Below are 19,878 nucleotides of genomic sequence, written 5' to 3'. Positions count from 1 at the left end.
CAACGCCTGGAGGGTCTGTGAAATAGACCCTCCAGAGCATTCGCCGCCCCATGGCAAAACCCCTCGACTTCGCCAAAACGTGGTTTGCCGCCAAAGGCTGGAAGCCGTTCGCCTTCCAGAAAGACGTATGGACGGCGGTCAAGGACGGCCGCTCGGGCTTGCTGCATGCCAGCACCGGCGCCGGCAAAACCTACGCCCTGTGGTTTGCCGCCCTCAATCGTTTCGCGATCACCCGCCCGCCCGCCACCGGTAAACGCAAACCGCCGGCTGAGCCACTGACCGTGCTGTGGATCACGCCCATGCGCGCGTTGGCCGCCGACACCGCACGCGCCCTCGAAGCGCCGCTCGAGGCCTTGCAGATTCCCTGGAGCGTCGGCCTGCGCACCGGCGATACCAGCAGCAGCGAGCGTGCCCGGCAAACCCGACGCCAGCCCACCGCGCTGGTCACCACCCCGGAAAGCCTGACCCTGATGCTCGCCCGCGCCGACAGCGAAACGAGCCTGGCGCACCTGCGCATGGTGGTGGTGGATGAATGGCATGAGCTGATCGGCAACAAGCGCGGCGTGCAGTTGCAACTGGCGTTGGCGCGGCTGCGGCGCTGGCATCCTGAACTGATGGTCTGGGGCATTTCGGCCACCCTCGGTAACCAGTCCCACGCCTTGGAAGTGCTGATCCCACAAGGGGACGGGATTAATGTGCAGGGACAAACGGTCAAGCAGTTGCACGTCGACACCTTGCTGCCGCCCATCGCCGAGCGGTTTCCGTGGGCCGGGCATATCGGCTTGAAGATGCTGCCGCAGGTGGTCGCCGAGGTCGACGCCAGCAGCAGTTGCCTGGTGTTTACCAACACGCGGGCGCAGTCGGAAATCTGGTATCAGGCATTGCTCGATGCCAGACCGGATTGGGCCGGGGTGATTGCCCTGCACCATGGTTCTCTGTCCCGCGAGACCCGCGACTGGGTGGAGCGGGCGTTGAAAGACGGTCAGCTCAAGGCGGTGGTGTGCACCTCCAGCCTGGACCTGGGGGTGGATTTTTTGCCGGTGGAGCGCGTGCTGCAAATCGGCTCGGCCAAAGGCGTGGCGCGCCTGATGCAACGCGCCGGCCGCTCCGGCCATGCACCCGGACGGCCGTCGCGGGTGACCCTGGTGCCGACCCACAGCCTGGAACTGGTGGAAGCCGCTGCGGCCCAGGACGCCATTGCAGCGCGGCGCATCGAAGCCCGCGAATCGCCCCACAAGCCGTTGGATGTGCTCGTACAACATTTGGTGAGCATGGCCCTCGGCGGTGGCTTTACGCCGCAGGCGCTGCTGGCGGAGGTCCGTGGCGCCTGGGCCTATCGTGACCTCACCGAGGCCGATTGGGCCTGGGCCCTGGGCTTTGTACGGCATGGCGGCTTATCGCTGACCGCTTACCCGGATTACCGCCGCGTGGAGCCGGACGCGCACGGCATTTGGCGCGTCCCCGATGCCCGGCTTGCGCGTCGCCATCGCATGAGCGTGGGCACCATTGTCAGCGACGCCAGCATCCAGCTGAAATTCTGGAGCAAGGGCGGCGGTGGCAAGAACCTGGGCAGTGTTGAAGAAGGCTTTATTGCACGCCTCAAGCCGGGTGATGGCTTCTTGTTTGCCGGGCGCCTGCTGGAATTGGTGCGGGTGGAAAACATGACCGCCTATGTGCGCCGTAGCAGCGCCAAAAAAGCTGCAGTACCGCGCTGGAATGGCGGGCGCATGCCCCTTTCCAATGAGCTGGCCCAAGCCGTGGTGGAGCGCTTCGATGCGGCCGCGCACGGGGTCTACGAGGGGCCGGAAATGCGGGCTGTGCAAACCCTGCTGCAGACACAGTTGCGCTGGTCCGGCCTGCCGACGCGCGAGCACTTGCTGGCCGAAGCCTTGAAATCGCGGGAGGGCTGGCACCTGTTCCTCTACCCGTTTGCCGGCCGCCAGGTGCACCTGGGACTGGCGAGTCTGCTGGCGTGGCGGGTCAGCCAGCAGCAGCCTGTGACCTTCTCGATTGCCGTCAACGATTACGGCTTGGAGTTGCTCAGCGCCACCGAGGTGGATTGGCCACGCTTACTGAATGGGGCGCTGCTGCGCCCGAAGCAGTTGCTGGCAGACGTGGCAGCCAGCCTGAACGCCGGGGAACTCGCCCTGCGCCGCTTTCGCGAGATTGCGCGTATCGCCGGACTGGTGTTTGCCGGTTACCCCGGCGCGCCGAAAAGCACGCGCCAGGTGCAGGCATCCAGCGGGTTGTTCTTTGAAGTGTTCAAGCAATATGACCCGCAAAACCTGTTGCTGGCCCAGGCGGGGGAAGAAGTCCTGCGTGATGAATTAGATATTCGTCGGCTGGAAGAGACCTTGCTTCGCCTCTCGGCGCTGACACTGGACGTGCATATGATCGAACGTCCTACGCCCCTGGCCTTCCCACTGCTGGTGGAACGGATGCGCGAAAGCATGAGTTCGGAAAAACTCTCCGAGCGCATTGCGCGGATGGTCAAGGACTTGGAAAAAGTCGCCGATAACGGCAAACGCTGATGGTGTGCTCAGTGACGCTGGAGAGCGAAGAGCTGTGGCTGTTGGCGGATAAGGCGCTCTACTGGCCCGCGCGCCAGTGCCTGCTGATCGCCGATGCACACTTTGGCAAGGCATCGGCCTATCGCAGCCTGGGCCAGCCGGTACCGCAAGGCACCACCACCGAAAACCTGCAGCGCCTGGATCGGCTGTTGGCGGTCGTACCGTGCGCCCAGGTGATCTTTCTCGGCGACTTCCTCCACGGGCCCGGCTCCCACGCCAGCGGCACCCTCAGCGCCTTGAGGGCCTGGCGAGCACGTCATTGCGACCTGTCGATGACCTTGATTCGCGGTAATCACGATAAACGCGCGGGCGACCCACCGGCTGACTTGAGGATCGATGTGGTTCCGGAGCCACTGCTGATGGGCCCTTTCGCCCTGCAACACGAACCGCACGCCCATGCCAGCCACCATGTGCTGGCGGGGCATGTGCACCCGGTGTATCGCTTGCGCGGCAAGGGCCGGCAGAGCCTGCTCCTGCCGTGTTTCCAGTTCGGCACGCGCGTCAGCCTGCTGCCGGCGTTTGGGGCGTTTACCGGGGGGCATACGGTGGAGCAGGACAATGACCGCCGAATCTTTGTTATCGGCGATCACCAGGTGTGGCAGGTTCGCTGACCGGCCTTGCGGGTATCAGGCGACCGGTGCGGGAGGCGGCTCGTCCGGAAGGGTCGGCTCACCGGGTTCGGTGGGCTGCTGTGGCCAATCTTCATCGGGTTGGCCGGGGATGCCGCCTGCATAGGCGGGATCAGCCATCAGGGACCAGGCCAGAACGCCAATCTGGTTGGGTTCAAGCCGGGCAAGTTCTGCGCTGATTCGCGGGTCAATCTTCATAAGGCACTCCTCAAGCGTGGCTCGGTGCGTTTTGCACGCACCGAGGCAGTACACCCAATAGAGTCACTTTCTGCGGACTAATTCCCTTTACGCGTAGGACCTTTCGATCAAGCGCGTGGCAAGGTGACGCCGCGCTGGCCCTGGTACTTGCCGGCGCGGTCTTTGTAGGACACTTCACAGGCCTCGTCAGACTGCAGGAACAGCATCTGCGCCACGCCTTCGTTGGCGTAGATTTTCGCCGGCAGGGTGGTGGTGTTGGAGAATTCCAGGGTCACGTGGCCTTCCCACTCAGGCTCAAGTGGCGTCACGTTGACGATAATGCCGCAGCGCGCGTAGGTGCTTTTACCCAGGCAGATGGTCAGCACGTCGCGGGGAATACGGAAGAATTCCACGGTGCGTGCCAGGGCAAAGGAGTTCGGCGGGATAATGCACACGTCGCTTTTCACATCGACGAAGCTCTTTTCGTCGAAGTTCTTCGGATCCACGATCGCCGAGTTGATGTTGGTGAACACCTTGAACTCGTCGGCGCAGCGCACATCGTAGCCGTAGCTGGAAACGCCGTACGAGATCACGCGGTCATCGCCTTCACCACGAATCTGACGCTCGACGAACGGTTCGATCATGCCGTGCTCTTGCGCCATGCGGCGAATCCACTTGTCCGATTTGATGCTCATGGCGGGTGTCCTGAATAGCGAGGTGGAAAAATTCTGTGGGGCATCTTACCGGGGCCGGCGTTGGGGTTCAAAGGGCGTCGGGCTTTTCTTGATGAACGCACCGGCTGCCATAAGGCGCGGCCAGCGGGGCCGGGCCCCGTATTGCCGCAACCGGTGTGTGTAAATACCACCGCCAGTCACGAAAATAGAGAAACCTTCGGAAATACCATTGGCACGTTCCGGAAAAAGGGTTAAGGTGGCGCCACTGTGCTGCTTGTGTCACTGAGAATCTCTACACGATATGTTGAATTTCGATCCAACCATCTCCAAGAATTTTTCCTGCTCTTTGCACTCAGTCTCGGCCAGGGCTTTTCCTGAGTCGCAGTTAACTTTGTCCAAGGAGATACACCATGTCTAATCGCCAAACTGGTACCGTTAAGTGGTTCAACGATGAAAAAGGCTTCGGCTTCATCACTCCACAATCCGGTGACGACCTGTTCGTTCACTTCAAAGCTATCCAATCCGACGGCTTCAAAAGCCTGAAAGAAGGCCAACAGGTTTCTTTCATCGCTACCCGCGGTCAGAAAGGCATGCAAGCTGAAGAAGTTCAAGTTATCTAACTTGTACTGACTCAGTCGAAAAGACCCCGCCCTTAAAAGCGGGGTTTTTTTATGCCTGGGATTTGGGCATAAATGAATAAAATGTCGTGCGCAAAAAATGTGGGAGGGGGCTTGCTCCCGATAGCGGCGTGCCAGTCGATACATCCAGTGACTGAACTACCGCTATCGGGAGCAAGCCCCCTCCCACATTCAAGCATTCAAGCGGCGTCGTTATTGAAACAACGACTCACTCGACAAGCCATTCTTCTCCAGGATCTCGCGCAAGCGCTTGAGCCCTTCCACCTGGATCTGCCGCACCCGCTCACGGGTCAGGCCAATCTCCAGGCCTACGTCCTCCAGCGTGCTGCTCTCATGGCCACGCAGGCCGAAGCGGCGAATCACCACCTCACGCTGCTTGTCCGTGAGCTCCGACAGCCACTGGTCAATGCTTTGGGAAAGATCATCGTCCTGCAGCAGCTCGCAGGGATCCGTAGGACGATCATCCGTCAGGGTGTCCAGCAGGGTTTTATCCGAGTCCGGACCCAGCGAGACGTCGACCGAAGACACACGCTCGTTAAGACCCAGCATGCGCTTGACCTCCCCTACCGGTTTTTCCAGCAGATTGGCGATTTCTTCGGGCGAGGGTTCATGATCGAGTTTTTGAGTGAGCTCACGTGCCGCCCGGAGGTAGACGTTGAGTTCCTTGACCACATGGATCGGCAACCGGATCGTGCGGGTCTGATTCATGATCGCCCGTTCGATGGTCTGGCGAATCCACCAGGTGGCATAGGTCGAGAAGCGGAAGCCCCGCTCAGGATCGAACTTCTCCACCGCCCGGATCAAGCCCAGGTTGCCCTCCTCGATCAGGTCCAACAAGGACAGCCCACGATTGACGTAGCGTCGGGCGATTTTCACCACTAGGCGCAGGTTGCTTTCAATCATGCGCTTGCGCCCAGCCGGATCACCCTTTTGCGACAAGCGCGCAAAATGGACTTCTTCTTCGGGAGTCAGCAGAGGGGAAAAGCCGATTTCATTGAGGTACAGCTGGGTCGCATCGAGCGCCCGCGTGTAATCAATGTATTTGTGTTGCTTTAACGCGGTGGAGTTCTTGGATTTGGTGCGAACTGAAGGTACAGCAGGTCCCTCATTCGACATCGATTCCGTAGCGATGCCGGTCTCCATAAGGAGAACCTCATCGTCGATGTCAAACTCCGGCGCTTCTTTACTGAGAGCCATTGTTATAGTCCTTTGGTGAGTTCGACCTCAAGCTCAAGCGACGCCTTTATCCTTGGCAACGCTGGAGCCTGTTCCTTCTACGTGAGGAACAGGCTGTGCAACATATCAACGACGGGGTAGGAATTGCAGTGGATCTACAGGCTTCCCTTGACGGCGAATCTCAAAGTGCAGTTTCACCCGGTCCGTACCAGTTGACCCCATTTCGGCAATTGTCTGTCCGACTTTGACCTGCTGCCCCTCCCGAACCAACAGCCTACGGTTGTGGCCGTAAGCACTGACGTAGGTATCGCTGTGTTTGATGATGACCAGTTCGCCGTAGCCCCGCAAACCACTCCCGGCGTACACCACCGTCCCATCAGACGCAGCTAAAACAGGCTGTCCCAAATCCCCGGCAATATCAATGCCTTTATTCAAACTGCCGTTTGAAGAGAATTTTCCAATTAACACTCCATTTGAGGGCCATCCCCAACCGGTCGGCGCAGGCCCTGCGGGGGGCAACGGCGCGGGTGCCGGCTTGTTCGCAGCACTCGGCGCAGCGGTACCCGCAGGCCGGGTAATGATGGTGGTTTTGCTCGAAGACGACGGCGAAGATCCGGTGTTTGTCACAACTGCCGTAGGGGTAGAACCGGTGCGACCGTCAAAGCGAATCGTCTGACCCGGATGTATCGTGTAGGGCACAGGAATATTGTTACGGGCTGCGAGGGCCTTGTAGTCCCAGCCATAACGGAAGGCAATCGAGAACAAGGTGTCGCCCTTGCGCACGACATACTGCCCGGTGGTCACCGTCGGCTTTTGTGGTGCAGCGTTATTGCGGTCAACCACCCGTGCACCGCTGCTTGGCGAGCTGGAACACCCTACCAGAAGGGAACCAAAGACAAGGCCAAGCACCAGTCGCTGAAAACTTGTTTTACTCATACGCTGCGCAAGACCTGTGAGACTCACCCGCCGCTCCCTTTGTGGTGGCTGAACATGAATGCCTGTATCAGGCTTGAAATATGACGCAAGTATAACTGGGCATTGAAGTTTTACCGTCACGCGACTGAAACGAATCATTCAGCGCGTTGAATCGCCCCGCCCATCATGTTGACTTGATAGACCCCGCCGTAAGACACATCCTCACCAACAGAATTCACTGCCCGCGAAAAATGATCAGGCCAGCGGGCCATTGAGCAACGGCACAAAACGCACGGCGCCGAGTACATGCCGGGAAAAACCATCGTCTTCACGGACAATAAGCATCAATTGTTGCACTTCACCTGACCCCACCGGAATGACCAGCCGCCCTCCCGGGGCCAGTTGATCGAGCAGTGCCTGCGGCACATCGGTGGCCACGGCAGTGACGATAATCCCGTTGTAGGGCGCCAGCGCCGGCCAGCCTTCCCAACCATCGCCCCAGCGGAATACCACGTTGCGCAGGTTCAGCTCCACCAGGCGTTCCTTGGCGCGGTCCTGCAGCACCTTGATGCGCTCCACCGAGAACACCCGCTCCACCAGTTGCGACAGCACCGCCGTCTGGTAGCCGGAACCGGTGCCAATCTCCAGCACCTTGTCCAACGGCCCCGCCGCCAGCAGCAGCTCGCTCATGCGCGCAACCATATAAGGCTGGGAGATGGTCTGGTTATGGCCGATGGGCAATGCCGTGTCTTCGTAGGCACGATGGGCCAAGGCTTCATCGACAAAGAGGTGCCGAGGCGTACGCCGGATCACTTCCAACACCTGGGCGTTGGAAAGCCCCTCTTCGTACAGGCGCTGGATCAAACGCTCACGGGTGCGCTGGGAGGTCATCCCGATGCCCCGGCGCAGCAGGTCGTCTTGTTCACGAGCCATCAGCGCAGCCCCTCCAGCCAGCCATCGAGACCACTGAAGGCATCACTGAAGGTGCGATCAAGTTGCAACGGGGTAATCGACACATAGCCTTGCATCACCGCGTGAAAGTCCGTGCCTGGGCCACCGTCTTCGGCATCGCCCGCTGCCGCGATCCAGTAGCCTTCCTTGCCACGCGGGTCGACGACCTTCAACGGCGCTGCCGCGCGGGCGCGATGGCCCAGGCGTGTAAGCTGGATACCGCGAATGTGGTCGAGGGGCAAATTGGGAATGTTGACGTTGAGCACCGTGCGCGGCGGCAGGTCCAGGGCGCCATGGGCCTCCACCAGCTTGCGCGCGAAATAGGCCGCGGTGGGCAGGTTGTCCAGTTGACGCGATGCCAACGAAAACGCAAACGAGGTCCGGCCGAGGAAGCGTCCTTCAAGCGCCGCCGCCACCGTGCCGGAATACAGCACGTCGTCGCCAAGGTTGGCGCCGAGGTTGATGCCCGACACCACCAGGTCCGGCTCCTGGTCCAACAAACTGTTGATCGCCAGGTGCACGCAGTCGGTGGGGGTGCCGTTCACACTGATGAAGCCATTGGCCAGAACCTGCGGGTGCAGCGGACGGTCGAGCGTCAGCGAACTGCTGGCGCCGCTCTTGTCCTGGTCGGGGGCAACCACCACGCACTCGGCGTAATCCTGCAGCGCAGCATAGAGCGCGGCAAGACCGGGTGCGGTGGCACCGTCATCGTTTGATATCAGAATACGCATGGGCTGTCCGTCTGCCCCACCGGCACCAGATCAACAAGCTCGCGCACCAAGACAGTGGCGAAGCATCCGGCCGGCAGGACGAATTCCAATTGCAGAATGTCAGGCCCGGGATAATGCCACGTCAACCCGCCAATGGGCAGTCGCAGAATGCGACGTTCCTGGCTCATGCCGGCACTCACCAGCCAATCACGCAGGTCGGCTTCACCGGCGGCAACCGCCTGCTCCAACTCAAACGTGGCGCCTGTCGCCGGAGAATCACCCTCGCCCCACTGCGGCCCGGTGGGGTGCAGGTCCAGGATCGCCAGGCGCGGGTCGCTGCACTCAGCCTCCCCCGCCGGAAAAAAGCTGCGGCTGTCGGTAAACGCCAGCAGATCACCCACTTGCGCGCGCTGCCAGGAACCGTCGGCGACACGTGCCGCCAACACTTTGTTGAAGAGGAAGCTACGCGCGGTGGACAACAACCGCGAACGCACATTGCGTTGCTCCGGCAGGGCCTTGCGCGCGGCCCATTCGCGGGCGTCGACGACATTGCCACCGTTGTGGCCAAAACGCTGGGTGCCGAAATAGTTGGGAATGCCGTACTGGGCAATCAATTGCAGCCGCGCGTCGATGGCGACGGTATCACCGGCCAATTGGGTCAGGCGCAAGGTAAAGCCGTTGGCCGAGTGCGCGCCACGTTGCAGCTTGCGCTTGTGGCGGGCGGTTTTCAGGATCCTGAGGGTGTCGTTTTCCGCAGCGCTCATGTCCGGATCGGCCTTGCCCGGCAGTTGTACGCTGAACCACTGGCGGGTCAACGCCTGACGGTCCTTGAGCCCGGCATAGCTGACGGTGCGCAACGGCACGCCAGCCGCCTTGGCGATACGCCGCGCGGCTTCCTCAGTATTGAGCCCGCGCTTCTCAACCCACAGCCACAGGTGCTCGCCTTCGCCGGTAAGCGGAATATCGAGCACTTCGTCGACCTGGAAATCTTCAGCCGTGGCCTTCAGGACCGCGCTGCCCAGGGCCTCGCCATAGGCACGCGGGCCCAGCAGTTGCAGGTCGTTCATGCGCGCAGCAACAAGGCGACGGAGTGCACCGCGATGCCCTCTTCACGACCGGTGAACCCGAGTTTTTCGGTGGTGGTGGCTTTCACGTTGACTTGATCCAATTCAATTTGCAGGTCTGCGGCAATCAGTGCGCGCATGGATTCGATATGCGGGGCCATTTTCGGCGCCTGGGCCACGATGGTGTTATCGACATTGCCGACCTTCCAGCCCTTGGCATGGATCAGGCCGACCACATGGCGCAGCAGGACACGGCTGTCCGCGCCCTTGAAGGTGGGATCGGTATCCGGAAAGTGCTTGCCGATATCGCCCAGTGCCGCCGCGCCGAGCAAGGCGTCGCTCAAGGCATGCAGGACAACGTCGCCGTCGGAATGAGCCAGCAACCCATGGTGGTGCGCAATGCGCACGCCGCCCAGGGTGATGAAATCGCCTTCAGCGAAACGGTGCACATCGTAGCCGTGGCCAATACGCATAAAAAAACGCCCCGATTTAATTCAGGGCGTGATTCTACCTACTTTTGCCTCACATTAACCGAGCAAAGCACGACCATGATGTCGCAAATGGTCTTCGATGAAGCTGGCGATAAAGAAGTAGCTGTGGTCGTAGCCGGGCTGCAGGCGCAGTTCCAGTGGATGGTTCGCCGCCTTGGCCGCTTGCTGCAAGGCTTCGGGCTTGAGCTGCACAGCGAGGAAATCGTCGCGGTCGCCCTGATCCACCAGCAAGGGCAGCTTTTGCGAGGCTTCGCTGATCAGCACACAGGCATCCCATTCGCGCCATTTGGAGCGTTCTTCACCCAGGTAACGGGAGAAGGCTTTCTGGCCCCACGGGCAATCCATCGGGTTGTTGATCGGCGAAAACGCCGACACCGACAGGTAACGCCCGGGGTTGCGCAAGGCACACACCAACGCACCGTGGCCGCCCATGGAGTGGCCGCTGATACCGCGTTTGTCCGAAGCCGGGAAATGCGCTTCAACCAATGCCGGCAATTCCTGCACCACGTAGTCATGCATCCTGTAGTGCTTGGCCCAAGGTTCCTGGGTGGCATTCAGGTAGAAGCCGGCACCCAGGCCAAAATCCCAGGCGTTGTCCGGGTCGCCCGGCACACCGGGGCCACGGGGGCTGGTGTCGGGCGCGACAATGATAAGCCCCAGTTCTGCGGCCATGCGCTGAGCACCGGCTTTCTGCATGAAGTTCTCATCGGTGCAGGTCAAGCCGGACAGCCAGTACAGCACCGGCAATTTGCCGCCCTGCTCCGCTTGCGGCGGCAGGTAGACGGCGAAAGTCATGTCGCAGCCGAGCACGTGGGAACTGTGTTTGTAGCGTTTGTGCCAGCCGCCAAAACTCTTCTGGCAGGAGATATTTTCCAGGGTCATGGGAGTGCTCCCAACTGCAAGTTGCAAGCCTCAAGCGGCAAGTAAGGCGTACACCCACTTGCTGCTGATAGCTTGCCGCTTGCCGCTGCTTCAAAAGTGAATGACGGTACGAATGCTCTTGCCTTCATGCATCAGGTCAAACGCTTTGTTGATGTCTTCCAGGCCCACGGTGTGGGTGATGAAAGTGTCCAGCGGAATCTCGCCGGTCTGGGCCATTTCCACGTAGCTTGGCAGTTCAGTACGGCCGCGTACGCCACCGAACGCCGAGCCACGCCAGACGCGACCGGTCACCAGTTGGAATGGGCGGGTGGAGATTTCCTGGCCGGCACCGGCAACCCCGATGATCACCGATTCACCCCAACCCTTGTGGCAGCACTCGAGCGCGGCACGCATCAGTTGCACGTTGCCGATGCACTCGAAGGAAAAGTCCACGCCGCCGTCAGTCAAATCGACAATCACGTCCTGGATCGGACGGTCATAGTCTTTCGGGTTGATGCAGTCGGTGGCGCCCAGTTGCTTGGCGATCTCGAACTTGGCCGGGTTGATGTCAATCGCAATGATACGGCCGGCCTTAGCCTTGACCGCACCGATCACGGCCGACAGGCCAATACCGCCAAGACCGAAGATCGCCACGGTGTCGCCCGGCTTGACCTTGGCGGTGTTGAGCACCGCACCGATGCCGGTGGTGACGCCACAGCCGAGCAGGCAGACCTTCTCCAGCGGCGCTTCTTTAGGAATCTTGGCGACGGAAATTTCCGGCAGCACGGTGTACTCGGAGAACGTCGAAGTCCCCATGTAGTGGAAAATCGGCTGCCCCTTGTAGGAAAAGCGCGTGGTGCCATCCGGCATCAGGCCTTTGCCTTGGGTGGAACGAATGGCCTGGCACAGGTTGGTCTTACCCGACAGGCAGAACTTGCACTTGCCGCACTCCGGGGTGTACAGCGGGATCACATGGTCGCCCACCGCCACCGAAGTCACGCCCTCGCCGATGGCTTCGACCACCGCACCGCCTTCATGGCCAAGGATGGACGGGAAGATGCCTTCCGGGTCGGCGCCGGAGAGGGTGTAGGCGTCGGTATGGCAAACCCCGGAGGCGACCACACGCAACAGCACTTCGCCCGCCTTGGGCATGGCCACATCGACTTCCACGATCTCGAGGGGTTTCTTGGCTTCAAAGGCAACGGCAGCGCGGGACTTGATCATCCGGGTTTCTCCAGGGCGTTAAAAATGATGGAGAGAGTGTAAAACATGGCTCCATGATTAATAATCCAGGCAAAAGCAAAACTTTATTGCTGTACAGGGATAATCGCCATGCTGGAGAACCGCTGGGAAGGCATCGATGAATTCGTTGCCGTCGCCGAATGCAACCAATTTACGGCGGCTGCCGAGCGGCTGGGTGTGTCTTCGTCCCACATCAGCCGCCAGGTGGCACGCCTGGAAGAGCGCCTGCAAACGCGGTTGCTGTATCGCAGTACCCGTAAGGTGACGCTGACTGAAGCGGGTCAGACCTTTCTGCAACATTGCCAGCGCCTACAGGACGGCCGCGAAGAAGCCCTGCGCGCCGTGGGTGACCTGACCAGCGAACCGAAAGGCATGTTGCGCATGACCTGCGCGGTGGCCTATGGCGAGCGGTTTATCGTGCCACTGGTGACGCGGTTCATGGGCCTGTACCCACAATTGCGGGTGGACATCGAACTGAGCAACCGTCAATTGGATCTGGTGCACGAAGGACTCGACCTGGCGATTCGCCTGGGGCGATTGCAGGATTCGCGCATGGTCGCCAGCCGCCTCGCGCCTCGGCGCATGTACCTGTGCGCGTCGCCGTCCTACCTGGCCCGGTATGGTCGGCCACATAGTTTGTCGGAATTGAGTCGGCATAATTGCCTGATCGGCAGCTCGGACATTTGGCAACTGGCCCAGGACGGGAGGGAATTTTCCCAGAGAGTGCAAGGCAACTGGCGCTGCAACAGTGGGCAAGCGGTGTTGGATGCGGCGTTGCAAGGGGTGGGATTGTGCCAACTGCCGGACTATTACGTACTGGAGCATCTGCACAGCGGCGCGCTGGTGTCGCTGCTGGAGGCGCATCAGCCACCGAATACGGCGGTGTGGGGGCTGTATCCGCAACAACGGCACTTGTCGCCGAAGGTCAGGAAGTTGGTGGATTTCTTGAAAGAGGGCTTGGCCGAGCGGCCAGAGTACAGCGGTTGATTAACGACGATTCGCCCAACGCAACCGCAGCCACTCCAGGTCTTCCGGCCGGGTCACCTTGATATTGTCCGAGCGCCCTTCGACCAAGCGCGGCGCCTGCCCGGACCACTCCATGGCCGAGGCTTCATCGGTGATCACTGCATCGGCCACCAGGCTATCAGCCAATGCGCGGTGCAAGGCCCCGAGGCGGAACATCTGCGGTGTATAGGCTTGCCAGATCAAGCTGCGGTCGACGGTTTCCACCACCCGCCCCTGCTTGTCGACGCGCTTGAGGGTATCGCGGGCCGGCACGGCCAGCAGACCGCCGACCGGGTCGTTCGCCAGTTCGGTGAGCAACTTATCCAGATCATCGCGACTCAGATTCGGCCGCGCCGCATCGTGGACCAGTACCCAATCGTCATCGCTGGCGCCCAGGGCATTGAGTTGCAGCAACGCATTGAGCACCGAGCCAGAACGCTCCGAACCACCGTCCGCACGCACGATACGCGGGTCAGCGGCACATGCCAGGCTTGGCCAATACGGGTCATCAGCAGCAAGACTGACCACCAACCCCTTGAGGTTGGGATGATCGAGAAAACAGCCAAGGCTGTGTTCGAGAATAGTGCGCCCGCCCAACTGCAAGTATTGCTTGGGACGGTCCGCGGCCATACGGGCACCGACGCCCGCGGCAGGTATCACGGCCCAGAAGGCCGGCAAACGGTAACTCATTGGGCCAACTGGTAGAGGGTTTCGCCCTCCTTGACCATGCCCAACTCATGACGGGCCCGTTCTTCAACGGTCTCGGTACCCTTTTTCAGCTCAAGCACTTCAGCATCGAGGACGCGGTTGCGCTCCAGCAGGCGTTCGTTCTCGGCGTGCTGGTCGGCAATTTGCTGGGTCAGGTCTTTTACCTGCGCAAAGCTGCCATTACCTACCCATAGGCGGTACTGCAGGCCAGCCAGCAACAAGAGCAAGACGAGGAACAACCAATTGGGACTGCGCATCGAATATCGGGTATCCAGTGGAAAAACACGCCATGCAAAACTTTTACAGCAACTGATAGCACGAAGCCTGGAAGAACCAGGCTTGTGCTTGATCGCCATCAGATTAGCGTCGAAACTCGCACCTTCGTGATCTTTCCGACGCAATCCACCGACTTTTTACCACTTACCGATCAGCCGCGAAACTCGCCGCGACCGTTGTACTTGGCTTTGCCGGCCAGTTGCTCTTCGATACGCAACAATTGGTTGTACTTGGACACACGGTCAGAGCGGCACAGGGAGCCGGTCTTGATCTGGCCCGCCGAAGTGCCCACGGCCAGGTCGGCGATGGTCGAATCTTCGGTTTCGCCGGAGCGGTGCGAGATCACGGCAGTGTAGCCCGCAGCCTTGGCCATCTGGATAGCTTCCAGGGTTTCGGTCAGGGTGCCGATCTGGTTGAACTTGATCAGGATCGAGTTGGCGATCTTTTTGTCGATGCCTTCTTTCAGGATCTTGGTGTTGGTCACGAACAGGTCGTCACCCACCAGCTGGACTTTTTCGCCGATCTTGTCGGTGAGGATCTTCCAGCCATCCCAGTCGGACTCGTCCAGGCCGTCTTCGATCGAGATGATCGGGTAGCGCTGGGTCAGGCCCTTCAGGTAGTCGGCAAAGCCTTCGGAGTTGAACACCTGGCCTTCACCGGACAGGTTGTATTTGCCATCTTCGTAGAACTCGCTGGCAGCGCAGTCCAGGGCCAGGGTCACGTCGGTGCCCAGTGTGTAGCCGGCGTTGGCCACGGCTTCGGAGATCACTTTCAGTGCATCTTCGTTGGACGCCAGGTTCGGTGCGAAACCACCTTCGTCACCCACGGCAGTGCTCAGGCCACGAGCTTTCAGCACGGCTTTGAGGTGATGGAAAATCTCGGTGCCCATGCGCAGGCCTTCGGAGAAGGTCTTGGCGCCGACCGGCTGCACCATGAATTCCTGGATGTCGACGTTGTTATCGGCATGCTCGCCACCGTTGATGATGTTCATCATCGGAACCGGCATCGAGTAGACACCCGGCGTACCGTTCAGGTTGGCGATGTGGGCGTAAAGCGGCAGGTCCTGGTCCTGGGCGGCGGCCTTGGCAGCAGCCAGGGACACGGCGAGGATGGCGTTGGCGCCGAGGCTGCCTTTGTTTTCAGTGCCGTCGAGCTTGATCATCGCGTGGTCCAGGGCTTTCTGGTCCAGCGGGTCCTTGCCCAGCAGCAGGTCACGGATCGGGCCGTTGATGTTGGCTACAGCCTTGAGGACACCCTTGCCCAGGTAACGGCTCTTGTCGCCATCACGCAGTTCCAGCGCTTCGCGCGAACCTGTGGAGGCACCGGACGGCGCGCAGGCGCTGCCGATGATGCCGTTATCGAGAAGCACGTCGGCTTCGACGGTGGGGTTACCACGGGAGTCGAGAACTTCACGACCTTTGATGTCGACGATTTTTGCCATTGTTGTAAACACTCCAAAGTTGACGAAAACGACGCAGCTGAAGGAAATCTTTTGACCGACCGCAAGGGTGGAACAACGGGGCAGGCTTGCAGGCGACAAGGCTCAGGCCCGTAGGCCTGAGCGTAAAGCGTGGGAAAGTCTACCGGAGAATCAACGCTTACGCGGTCTCTACCGTCGGAAAACTCTTGACCAGTTCGTCCAACTGCTTGAGCTGGGCCAGGAATGGCTCCAGCTTGTCCAGGCGCAGGGCGCATGGGCCGTCGCATTTGGCGTTGTCCGGGTCCGGGTGGGCTTCGAGGAACAGGCCCGCCAGGGACTGGCTGATGCCGGCCTTGGCCAGGTCCAGTACCTGGGCACGGCGCCCACCGGCGGAATCGGCACGACCACCGGGCATTTGCAGCGCGTGGGTCACGTCGAAGAACACCGGGTATTCGAACTGCTTCATGATGCCGAAACCGAGCATGTCCACCACGAGGTTGTTGTAGCCGAAGCTAGAACCACGCTCGCAGAGGATCAACTGGTCGTTACCCGCTTCCACGCACTTGTTCAGGATGTGTTTCATCTCCTGGGGCGCGAGGAACTGGGCTTTCTTGATATTGATCACCGCACCGGTCCTGGCCATCGCGACCACGAGGTCGGTCTGGCGCGACAGGAAGGCCGGCAGCTGGATGATGTCGCACACCTCGGCGACCACGGCAGCCTGTTCAGGCTCGTGGACGTCGGTGATGATCGGCACGCCGAAGGCTTGCTTTATGTCCTGGAAGATACGCATGCCTTCTTCAAGGCCCGGGCCGCGATAGGAGGTCACGGACGAACGGTTGGCCTTGTCGAAGCTGGCCTTGAACACGTAAGGAATACCCAGTTTCTCGGTAACCTTTACGTACTCTTCACAGACCTGCATCGCCATGTCACGGCTTTCCAGCACGTTCATGCCGCCGAACAGCACCATGGGCTTGTCGTTGGCAATCTCGATGTCGCCTACGCGAATGATCTTCTGGGCCATCAGGTTTACGCCTTCTTCTGGTGTTGCGTCAGTGCAGCCTTGACGAAACCGCTGAACAACGGGTGACCGTCGCGCGGTGTCGAGGTGAACTCAGGGTGGAACTGGCAAGCGACGAACCATGGATGATCCGGGGCCTCGACCACTTCAACCAGCGCGCCATCACCGGAGCGACCGGAGATTTTCAGGCCAGCCTCTTTGATCTGCGGCAGCAGGTTGTTGTTCACTTCGTAGCGGTGACGGTGACGTTCGACGATCACGTCCTTGCCATAGCAGTCGTGAACCAGGGAACCCGGCTCCAGCAGGCAGTCTTGCGCGCCAAGGCGCATGGTGCCGCCCAGGTCGGAGCTTTCGGTACGGGTTTCGACGGCGCCGGTGGCGTCTTCCCACTCGGTGATCAGGCCCACGACCGGGTGGCCGCTCTTGCTGTCGAACTCGGTGGAGTTGGCGTCTTTCCAGCCCATCACGTTACGGGCGAACTCGATAACGGCCACTTGCATGCCCAGGCAGATGCCCAGGTACGGCACCTTGTTCTCGCGAGCGTACTGCACGGCAGTGATCTTGCCTTCCACGCCACGCAGGCCGAAACCGCCTGGAACGAGGATCGCATCGACACCTTCGAGCAGCGCGGTGCCCTGGTTCTCGATGTCTTCGGAATCGATGTAGCGCAGGTTGACCTTGGTACGGTTGCTGATACCCGCGTGGCTCATCGCTTCGATCAGCGACTTGTACGCGTCCAGCAGTTCCATGTACTTGCCGACCATGGCGATGGTGACTTCGTGCTCAGGGTTGAGCTTGGCGTCAACCACGGCTTCCCACTCGGACAGATCCGCGCCGTTGCACTGCAGGCCGAAACGCTCGACCACAAAATCATCCAGGCCTTGCGAATGCAGGATGCCCGGGATCTTGTAGATGGTGTCGGCGTCTTCGAGGGCGATCACTGCACGTTCTTCAACGTTGGTGAACTGCGCGATCTTGCGACGCGAGGAAATATCGATCGGGTGGTCGGAGCGGCACACCAGCACGTCCGGCTGCAGGCCGATGGAACGCAGTTCCTTGACCGAGTGCTGGGTAGGCTTGGTTTTGGTTTCGCCGGCGGTGGCGATGTAAGGCACCAACGTGAGGTGCATCAGCATCGCGCGCTTGGCGCCGACTTCGAAACGCAACTGGCGGATGGCTTCGAGGAACGGCTGGGATTCGATGTCACCCACGGTGCCACCGATCTCGACCATCGCCACGTCGGCATCGCCTGCACCCTTGATGATACGGCGCTTGATTTCGTCGGTGATGTGCGGGATCACCTGGATGGTTGCACCCAGGTAGTCACCACGGCGCTCTTTGCGCAGCACGTGCTCGTAGACGCGGCCAGTGGTGAAGTTGTTGTTCTGGGTCATGGTCGTGCGGATGAACCGCTCGTAGTGGCCCAGGTCCAGGTCGGTCTCGGCGCCGTCGTGTGTGACGAACACTTCACCGTGCTGGAACGGGCTCATGGTGCCCGGGTCGACGTTGATGTACGGGTCCAGCTTGAGCATGGTGACTTTAAGCCCCCGCGCCTCCAGGATGGCCGCCAATGAAGCGGAGGCAATGCCTTTCCCCAATGAAGAAACAACACCGCCCGTGACGAATATGTAGCGCGTCATGAAAAACCCTAGAAGTCTGCGTTAAAGCGGTCCGAGCCGCCGGGGAAAGCGAAGAGAGGCCGAAGCCCCCGATCACCTGCATTAATCACAGTGCACCTTTCAAAAAAACCGCCGCGTTGTGACAGACCAGCAGTGAAACTGCCGGTACGTTGATCGCTACACATTTTTTGGAATCGCCCAGCAAAGACTGCTTGGTAATCGGCAACTGCTGCGATTCAGGCGAATCCACAGAAGTTGTATCAAGAAGGGAGCGTAGTCTACCGGAAAGGCGCTATCAGCTCAAACCTTGATCGCAGCTCCGTGGCATCCAATGTAATTGCCAAGCTTCACTCGGTGCGGCCCAGAGTCCAGCGAGGAGGGGCACACCGAGCAATTGCTCGCCCTGATACAGCAGCGGCAATCTGCCACGGATGAAGCCCGGCACCCCCTGTTCATTAAGCAGGCGCTTCAAGTCACGCCGGCCTCGGCCTGGTAGTTCAAGCATTTCGCCGCCCTGGCGATAACGGACCTCCAGCGGGCCTTCGGGCACCTCGCCGCTCATTTCCAGCAGGCCATTACCGGGTAACTCTAGTGGCTTTTGCGGATCAGGCCAGCTCACCGATGCGTGGGAAAACTCCGACCAGCCGCGAGGCAACCACCAGATGCGTGCGCCACAACGTTGCAAATCTCCATCAGCCAGACGCCATAAGGGCTGTGCGTCGCCCTTGGCGTCGCGCAGGGAATACCAGCCGGCCCAATGGTCGCTGTCGGGTAACCGGGTCAACGGCGCCAGCCAATGTCGCAGGACATTGCGCTGACGAGCATCGGAAAGTTCGCGCAGTGGACCAAGGACCAATGATGGCACCGCCAGCCAAGGAAACCGCGAAGGCTGATCGGCGGCTTGCAGGTCCATGCAGGCCAATTCGCCCAGCAGCGCCTGGGCTTCACCGAGGTGGTCGGCAGTCCGGGCCAGACTGCAGATGGCTTGGGGCCAACGCGCCGTCAGCGTCGGGATCACGCGGTGACGCAGGTAATTACGGGAGAAACGTGGATCGGTGTTGGAAGGATCTTCAATCCACTTGAGTTGATGCTCATCGCCGTAGGCTTCCAGCTCGGCGCGCGAGAGCTCCAGCAACGGCCGCACCAGGAAACCACCTGCCAACGGGCGATGCGCAGGCATTGCGGCGAGCCCTCGCACTCCGGCACCGCGCAGCAGACGGAATAGCAGCGTTTCGGCTTGATCATCGCGATGCTGGCCGGTGAGTAACACTTCCCCTGCCCCGATCACCTCGGTAAACGCCCGGTAACGCGCATCACGCGCTGCACGCTCAAGACTGGCGCCGGGCTGCACGTGCACGCGCATGACCCGCAAGGGGACGCCCAGGCTGTCGCACACCGACTGGCAATGACCTGGCCAGGCGTCGGCGACAGCCTGCAGGCCATGATGGACATGGACAGCGCTTAGAGGCGGAAGGGCTTCGGCGTTGGCCAGGAGATGCAGCAGGACAGTGGAATCAAGACCACCGGAGAAGGCGATATGCCAAGCCGGGGCGTTGCGCCAGGGGGCCAGGGCGTGCAGGAGCTTGGCGGATAAAGTCGGTTTCATCACAGGTTACCGCCGCAAATCTGGAATACCCAAGCCAAGCATACACAAAGCAAATGTGGGAGGGGGCTTGCCCCCCGATAGCGGAGCATCAGCCAATGAATACAGTGACTGACACTCAGCAATCG

20 protein-coding genes are annotated in these 19,878 nt (G+C 60.5%); 4 read left to right on the top strand and 16 right to left on the bottom strand.

Features of this window, described 5'->3' with window-relative positions; translation table 11 throughout:
• The first annotated feature begins 50 nt into the window (after positions 1-50).
• On the top strand, positions 51-2,531 hold the full coding sequence (locus tag BLW22_RS04085; RefSeq protein ID WP_074844264.1) for a ligase-associated DNA damage response DEXH box helicase: 2,481 nt from the start codon (positions 51-53) through the stop codon (positions 2,529-2,531).
• Entirely contained in the window at positions 2,531-3,181 is a 651-nt protein-coding gene (gene pdeM, locus BLW22_RS04080; protein WP_074844261.1) for a ligase-associated DNA damage response endonuclease PdeM, read from the top strand. The genes BLW22_RS04085 and pdeM overlap by 1 nt, the downstream gene beginning before the upstream one ends.
• 15 nt (positions 3,182-3,196) lie before the next feature.
• On the opposite strand, the gene BLW22_RS04075 is transcribed toward pdeM, so the two are convergent.
• Together BLW22_RS04075 and dcd are read right to left on the bottom strand one after the other, a co-directional pair.
• Positions 3,197-3,397 carry a hypothetical protein gene (locus BLW22_RS04075; RefSeq protein ID WP_027604457.1) on the bottom strand — a complete coding sequence of 67 codons (201 nt, stop codon included), beginning with the start codon at positions 3,395-3,397 and terminating at the stop codon, positions 3,197-3,199.
• Positions 3,398-3,504: 107 nt separating this feature from the next.
• Positions 3,505-4,071 carry a dCTP deaminase gene (dcd, locus tag BLW22_RS04070; protein WP_003172320.1) on the bottom strand — a complete coding sequence of 189 codons (567 nt, stop codon included), beginning with the start codon at positions 4,069-4,071 and terminating at the stop codon, positions 3,505-3,507.
• 389 nt (positions 4,072-4,460) lie between these two features.
• Here dcd and BLW22_RS04065 point away from each other — a divergent pair, with 389 nt between their 5' ends.
• The gene (locus BLW22_RS04065; RefSeq protein WP_002554837.1) at positions 4,461-4,670 is read left to right on the top strand and encodes a cold-shock protein; all 210 of its coding nucleotides are present in this window, start codon (positions 4,461-4,463) and stop codon (positions 4,668-4,670) included.
• A gap of 210 nt (positions 4,671-4,880) precedes the next feature.
• Here BLW22_RS04065 and rpoS read toward each other — a convergent pair whose 3' ends face one another.
• The 8 genes from rpoS to BLW22_RS04025 all read right to left on the bottom strand — a co-directional run bounded on the left by rpoS (position 4,881) and on the right by BLW22_RS04025 (position 12,080).
• Complete coding sequence (gene rpoS / locus BLW22_RS04060) at positions 4,881-5,885, bottom strand: RNA polymerase sigma factor RpoS (protein ID WP_025855149.1); 1,005 nt, start codon at positions 5,883-5,885, stop codon at positions 4,881-4,883.
• Between the two features lie 105 nt (positions 5,886-5,990).
• Complete coding sequence (locus BLW22_RS04055) at positions 5,991-6,827, bottom strand: peptidoglycan DD-metalloendopeptidase family protein (RefSeq protein ID WP_065948790.1); 837 nt, start codon at positions 6,825-6,827, stop codon at positions 5,991-5,993.
• A gap of 207 nt (positions 6,828-7,034) precedes the next feature.
• Positions 7,035-7,670, bottom strand: a complete 636-nt coding sequence (locus BLW22_RS04050) for a protein-L-isoaspartate(D-aspartate) O-methyltransferase (protein ID WP_169899534.1) — start codon at positions 7,668-7,670, stop codon at positions 7,035-7,037.
• Between the two features lie 41 nt (positions 7,671-7,711).
• A complete protein-coding gene (surE, locus tag BLW22_RS04045) occupies positions 7,712-8,461 on the bottom strand; it encodes a 5'/3'-nucleotidase SurE (protein WP_065926446.1) in 750 nt (249 codons plus the stop codon).
• On the bottom strand, positions 8,449-9,507 hold the full coding sequence (truD, locus tag BLW22_RS04040) for a tRNA pseudouridine(13) synthase TruD (RefSeq protein ID WP_074844258.1): 1,059 nt from the start codon (positions 9,505-9,507) through the stop codon (positions 8,449-8,451). Before truD ends, surE begins: the two co-directional genes overlap by 13 nt.
• Positions 9,504-9,977, bottom strand: coding sequence for a 2-C-methyl-D-erythritol 2,4-cyclodiphosphate synthase (ispF, locus tag BLW22_RS04035; RefSeq protein WP_012722614.1), 474 nt, complete (start codon positions 9,975-9,977; stop codon positions 9,504-9,506). The genes truD and ispF overlap by 4 nt, the downstream gene beginning before the upstream one ends.
• A 54-nt stretch (positions 9,978-10,031) precedes the next feature.
• The gene (fghA, locus tag BLW22_RS04030; RefSeq protein ID WP_074844255.1) at positions 10,032-10,877 is read right to left on the bottom strand and encodes an S-formylglutathione hydrolase; all 846 of its coding nucleotides are present in this window, start codon (positions 10,875-10,877) and stop codon (positions 10,032-10,034) included.
• Positions 10,878-10,967: 90 nt separating this feature from the next.
• Positions 10,968-12,080: an S-(hydroxymethyl)glutathione dehydrogenase/class III alcohol dehydrogenase gene (locus tag BLW22_RS04025; RefSeq protein ID WP_074844252.1), complete on the bottom strand. Its 1,113-nt coding sequence runs from the start codon at positions 12,078-12,080 to the stop codon at positions 10,968-10,970.
• Between the two features lie 108 nt (positions 12,081-12,188).
• Here BLW22_RS04025 and BLW22_RS04020 point away from each other — a divergent pair, with 108 nt between their 5' ends.
• A complete protein-coding gene (locus tag BLW22_RS04020) occupies positions 12,189-13,085 on the top strand; it encodes a LysR substrate-binding domain-containing protein (RefSeq protein ID WP_074844249.1) in 897 nt (298 codons plus the stop codon).
• On the opposite strand, the gene ispD is transcribed toward BLW22_RS04020, so the two are convergent.
• From ispD to tilS, 6 genes are all read right to left on the bottom strand, one after another.
• Positions 13,086-13,793 (bottom strand): 2-C-methyl-D-erythritol 4-phosphate cytidylyltransferase, encoded by a 708-nt coding sequence (gene ispD, locus BLW22_RS04015; protein ID WP_074844247.1) that lies wholly within the window; start codon positions 13,791-13,793, stop codon positions 13,086-13,088.
• A complete protein-coding gene (ftsB, locus tag BLW22_RS04010) occupies positions 13,790-14,068 on the bottom strand; it encodes a cell division protein FtsB (protein ID WP_003172294.1) in 279 nt (92 codons plus the stop codon). Before ftsB ends, ispD begins: the two co-directional genes overlap by 4 nt.
• A gap of 170 nt (positions 14,069-14,238) precedes the next feature.
• Positions 14,239-15,528, bottom strand: coding sequence for a phosphopyruvate hydratase (gene eno / locus BLW22_RS04005; RefSeq protein ID WP_027604464.1), 1,290 nt, complete (start codon positions 15,526-15,528; stop codon positions 14,239-14,241).
• Positions 15,529-15,685: 157 nt separating this feature from the next.
• On the bottom strand, positions 15,686-16,531 hold the full coding sequence (kdsA, locus tag BLW22_RS04000; RefSeq protein WP_027604465.1) for a 3-deoxy-8-phosphooctulonate synthase: 846 nt from the start codon (positions 16,529-16,531) through the stop codon (positions 15,686-15,688).
• 5 nt (positions 16,532-16,536) lie between these two features.
• Positions 16,537-18,168 carry a CTP synthase gene (locus BLW22_RS03995; protein ID WP_053137224.1) on the bottom strand — a complete coding sequence of 544 codons (1,632 nt, stop codon included), beginning with the start codon at positions 18,166-18,168 and terminating at the stop codon, positions 16,537-16,539.
• A gap of 274 nt (positions 18,169-18,442) precedes the next feature.
• Positions 18,443-19,753, bottom strand: coding sequence for a tRNA lysidine(34) synthetase TilS (tilS, locus tag BLW22_RS03990; RefSeq protein WP_074844242.1), 1,311 nt, complete (start codon positions 19,751-19,753; stop codon positions 18,443-18,445).
• Positions 19,754-19,878: the final 125 nt, after the last annotated feature.

The organism is Pseudomonas marginalis (assembly GCF_900105325.1).
Classification (GTDB): domain Bacteria; phylum Pseudomonadota; class Gammaproteobacteria; order Pseudomonadales; family Pseudomonadaceae; genus Aquipseudomonas; species Aquipseudomonas marginalis.
Note: the sequence above shows the minus strand (reverse complement) of the source record. Positions and strands in the feature narration are given on the sequence as shown.

What these genes read in the sequence shown, in the direction of transcription:
- BLW22_RS04085 (WP_074844264.1), top strand. Translation starts at nt 51, where the DNA reads ATGGCAAAACCCCTCGACTTCGCCAAAACGTGGTTTGCCGCCAAAGGC.
- pdeM (WP_074844261.1), top strand. Translation starts at nt 2,531, where the DNA reads ATGGTGTGCTCAGTGACGCTGGAGAGCGAAGAGCTGTGGCTGTTGGCG.
- BLW22_RS04075 (WP_027604457.1), bottom strand. Translation starts at nt 3,397, where the DNA reads ATGAAGATTGACCCGCGAATCAGCGCAGAACTTGCCCGGCTTGAACCC.
- dcd (WP_003172320.1), bottom strand. Translation starts at nt 4,071, where the DNA reads ATGAGCATCAAATCGGACAAGTGGATTCGCCGCATGGCGCAAGAGCAC.
- BLW22_RS04065 (WP_002554837.1), top strand. Translation starts at nt 4,461, where the DNA reads ATGTCTAATCGCCAAACTGGTACCGTTAAGTGGTTCAACGATGAAAAA.
- rpoS (WP_025855149.1), bottom strand. Translation starts at nt 5,885, where the DNA reads ATGGCTCTCAGTAAAGAAGCGCCGGAGTTTGACATCGACGATGAGGTT.
- BLW22_RS04050 (WP_169899534.1), bottom strand. Translation starts at nt 7,670, where the DNA reads ATGACCTCCCAGCGCACCCGTGAGCGTTTGATCCAGCGCCTGTACGAA.
- surE (WP_065926446.1), bottom strand. Translation starts at nt 8,461, where the DNA reads ATGCGTATTCTGATATCAAACGATGACGGTGCCACCGCACCCGGTCTT.
- truD (WP_074844258.1), bottom strand. Translation starts at nt 9,507, where the DNA reads ATGAACGACCTGCAACTGCTGGGCCCGCGTGCCTATGGCGAGGCCCTG.
- ispF (WP_012722614.1), bottom strand. Translation starts at nt 9,977, where the DNA reads ATGCGTATTGGCCACGGCTACGATGTGCACCGTTTCGCTGAAGGCGAT.
- fghA (WP_074844255.1), bottom strand. Translation starts at nt 10,877, where the DNA reads ATGACCCTGGAAAATATCTCCTGCCAGAAGAGTTTTGGCGGCTGGCAC.
- BLW22_RS04025 (WP_074844252.1), bottom strand. Translation starts at nt 12,080, where the DNA reads ATGATCAAGTCCCGCGCTGCCGTTGCCTTTGAAGCCAAGAAACCCCTC.
- BLW22_RS04020 (WP_074844249.1), top strand. Translation starts at nt 12,189, where the DNA reads ATGCTGGAGAACCGCTGGGAAGGCATCGATGAATTCGTTGCCGTCGCC.
- ispD (WP_074844247.1), bottom strand. Translation starts at nt 13,793, where the DNA reads ATGAGTTACCGTTTGCCGGCCTTCTGGGCCGTGATACCTGCCGCGGGC.
- ftsB (WP_003172294.1), bottom strand. Translation starts at nt 14,068, where the DNA reads ATGCGCAGTCCCAATTGGTTGTTCCTCGTCTTGCTCTTGTTGCTGGCT.
- eno (WP_027604464.1), bottom strand. Translation starts at nt 15,528, where the DNA reads ATGGCAAAAATCGTCGACATCAAAGGTCGTGAAGTTCTCGACTCCCGT.
- kdsA (WP_027604465.1), bottom strand. Translation starts at nt 16,531, where the DNA reads ATGGCCCAGAAGATCATTCGCGTAGGCGACATCGAGATTGCCAACGAC.
- BLW22_RS03995 (WP_053137224.1), bottom strand. Translation starts at nt 18,168, where the DNA reads ATGACGCGCTACATATTCGTCACGGGCGGTGTTGTTTCTTCATTGGGG.
- tilS (WP_074844242.1), bottom strand. Translation starts at nt 19,753, where the DNA reads ATGAAACCGACTTTATCCGCCAAGCTCCTGCACGCCCTGGCCCCCTGG.